At 37.6% G+C, this 3,110-nt stretch carries 3 protein-coding genes; 1 reads left to right on the top strand and 2 read right to left on the bottom strand.

Annotated elements, in window-relative coordinates; genetic code table 11:
• Positions 1-1,302, bottom strand: a 1,302-nt coding sequence (locus K8S13_RS09060) for an aminopeptidase P family protein (protein ID WP_291462083.1), incomplete at its 3' end; no start/stop codon positions are given.
• A 108-nt stretch (positions 1,303-1,410) separates the two neighbouring features.
• Between K8S13_RS09060 and amrB the strand changes: the two genes are divergently transcribed.
• Positions 1,411-2,244: an AmmeMemoRadiSam system protein B gene (amrB, locus tag K8S13_RS09065; RefSeq protein WP_291462084.1), complete on the top strand. Its 834-nt coding sequence runs from the start codon at positions 1,411-1,413 to the stop codon at positions 2,242-2,244.
• A gap of 113 nt (positions 2,245-2,357) precedes the next feature.
• Here the strand turns inward: amrB and murB are convergent.
• Positions 2,358-3,110, bottom strand: a 753-nt coding sequence (murB, locus tag K8S13_RS09070) for a UDP-N-acetylmuramate dehydrogenase (RefSeq protein ID WP_291462085.1), incomplete at its 5' end; no start/stop codon positions are given.

The raw sequence follows: 3,110 nt of genomic DNA on the forward strand, positions 1-3,110 counted from the left end.
ATCATCCTCAATCCTGATACCACCAAAATCCTTGAATGTCTCTACTTTGTCATAATTAATAAAGTCCAAAAATTTCTTCTCATTTTTCCATTTATCAATCAGTGCGGGTATGAAATATATACCGGGTTCAATTGTAAAAATAAATCCGGGTTGGTGTTTTCTTCCAAGGCGTAAAAAGGCAGTACCAAATTGCTCGCTACGCTTAATTTCATCGTCGTAGCCAACATAGTTTTCTCCGAGGCCTTCCATGTCATGTACATCAAGTCCGAGCATATGACCCAGTCCATGCGGGAAGAACATAGCATGAGCGCCCTCCTTAACTGCATCATCCATATTTCCTTTCATCAATCCAAGATCCTTCAATCCGGAAGCAATGACTTTTGCTGCCATCATGTGAAGTTCTCTGTTTGCAATACCTGGTTTGGTAGCTTCAATGGTCCTCATATTTGCTTCCAGAACGATCTCATAAATATCTTTTTGACGCTGGTTAAAACGACCTCCGACAGGAACAGTACGTGTGATATCGCTGGCATAATGCGATACAGTTTCTGCACCGGCATCCGTAACCATCATCCGGCCTTCTTTCAAAACATTTCCATGATAATGATTATGCAAGGTTTCACCATGAATACTTAAAATTATCGGGAAAGAAACAGGACCACCCATTCCAAGTGAAATACCTTCAATAGTTCCTGCGATTTCCCTTTCAATAACACCGGGCATGGCCATCCTCATTGAAGTGGTGTGCATTTCATAAGCAATATCCACAGCTTTTTCCATCTCTATTATTTCGTATTCATCTTTAATTGAGCGCAGTTTAACAATGCCCTTGATCAATTCCTCAGAAGTATGGTTTCTCAGATCAGCAACAGGGATACCCAATAAATTTTCAAGTTGAATATAAGTTTCACCCCTGTATGGCGAAACAAAATGGATCTTACGTCCTTGAGATTTGGCTTCCTTAACCTTCTCGAAAAGTACATTTAAAGGAGCCGTGCCTCCAACTCCCACTTTTGCTGCCTGCTCACTCATTAATGGTTGAGGTCCCATCCAGATGATATCATCCAGGTCAACATCATTTCCGAATATATAATCTTTATTTTCATCAATATCCATCACTCCGGCAAGATCGGGATGATCCAATCCGAAAAAGTACAGGAAATTACTATCCTGTCTGAAATGGTAAGTATTGGCGGGATAATTAAAGGAAGCTTCCGGGTTTCCCAAAATTAAAACAATGCCGCTTTCTATCTCTTTTCTAAGGCGGTTTCTTCTGTCGTTATAAACTTTTGCGTCGAACATACTCTATTGATTTACGATTTACGATTTACGAATGTGGGGCTAAATTATTAATAATCTTTGATTGTCTTGATAAATTTCTTATTTTTGGTGTAATAAATATTAACTGAAATGAAAACCCGCAAAGCAACTGTAGCAGGAAGATTTTATCTCGGGACAAAAGATGAATTAAGCATCCAGCTTTCGCAGATACTTCGAAAAGAAGATGAATCTATTAATCGAGATCTGGCACAAAAGCAAATCATCGGAGCAGTAGTACCTCATGCCGGTTATATGTTCTCTGCATACCAGGCCATTCATTTTTTTGAATTGTTGAAAGCATCGGATGAACAGTTTGATACATTTTTTATCGTGAATCCCAATCATACAGGATATGGCGCAGAAATTGCGTTGGATGAAAATGATTTTTGGGAAACACCTTTGGGCAAAACGGAGATAGATAAAGACTTTTATGATTTTCTTGATTTTTCTGAATCGGCATCGGCACATAAATTCGAGCACTCAGGAGAAGTTATGCTTCCATTATTGCAATATTCAATCGAATATGATTTTAAAATAGTTCCTATCACGCTTTCAAAGCAAAATCCTGAAAATGCCAGGTTTATTGCATCGGAGATTTTTAAAGCAAACAAGTTCCTCAACAAGAAAATTTGTTTGATCGCCTCTTCTGATTTTTCACATTTTGTCCATCCTGACGAAGGCAAGCGATTAGATAAGTTTGTAATTGATGAGATTCTAAATCTCAATTCAGATGGAGTATACAAAGAGGTTCGTGATAAAGATATTTCTGTCTGTGGGTATGGGCCAATTATGACATTAATCGAGTATTCAAAAATGGTATCTGATGATCCTCAAACTAAGATACTTAAAATCGGTCATTCAGGGGAGGTGATTCCTTCGGATGAGGTGGTGGATTATGTAAGTATCTTGTTTTATGAGAATTAAATTTTTTATTACTTAGTCATATGCACTTTGTGCACCTTCGTGAAATCCTTGGTGTTACTTTGTGGTTAAAAAGAACAATAATTACCACAAAGAAAAATTAGTCTCAACGGAATCTATATAATATTCACCTCCCTCTCCAATTCCACTCCAAACTTATCTATAACTGAATTTTTGATTTCTTCTGACAAATCATAAACCACCTTTCCGCTAGCATTTCCATGATTGACCAATACAAGCGCTTGCTTTTCATGCACACCCGCATCCCCTACTCTTTTTCCTTTCCAGCCACACTGATCAATCAGCCAGCCTGCTGCAAGTTTAAAACTATCATTTGATTGAGAGAATGAAACAATATTAGGGAATTCGGTTTTTAATCGTTGATGGTCTTCATTTGAAATAGTAAGGTTCTTAAAAAAACTTCCGGCATTGCCAATTATTTCAGGATCGGGTAATTTGCTGCGTCGAATGTTTATTACAGCCTGCCTGATTGTTTTCACAGATAGTTCAGATACTCCCATTGCTTCAATCTCGTCCTTTATGCTTCCATATTCCGTTTTGAATTCTGGATGTTTATTCAGACGATAGGTTACCGAAAGGATCATCCCTTTGCCTTTAAGTTCATTTTTAAAAATACTGTTTCTATACCCAAACTCACAATCCTTCAATTCAAATGTTTTAACCTTCCTTGTTTCAAAATCAAAAAAATCAAGCTCAAAAAAATAATCTTTTAACTCTACCCCATAAGCGCCAATATTCTGAATAGGTGAAGCGCCGACATTGCCAGGTATCAGCGAAAGATTTTCCAATCCAGCAAAATTATTGTCAACACAAAACTGTACAAATTCATCCCAATTTTCACCGGCCTG

It is taken from the genome of Desulfobacula sp. (genome assembly GCF_021107415.1).

Bases quoted from the DNA above. Each gene is read 5' to 3' on its own strand.
- amrB (WP_291462084.1), top strand. From the start codon at position 1,411: ATGAAAACCCGCAAAGCAACTGTAGCAGGAAGATTTTATCTCGGGACA.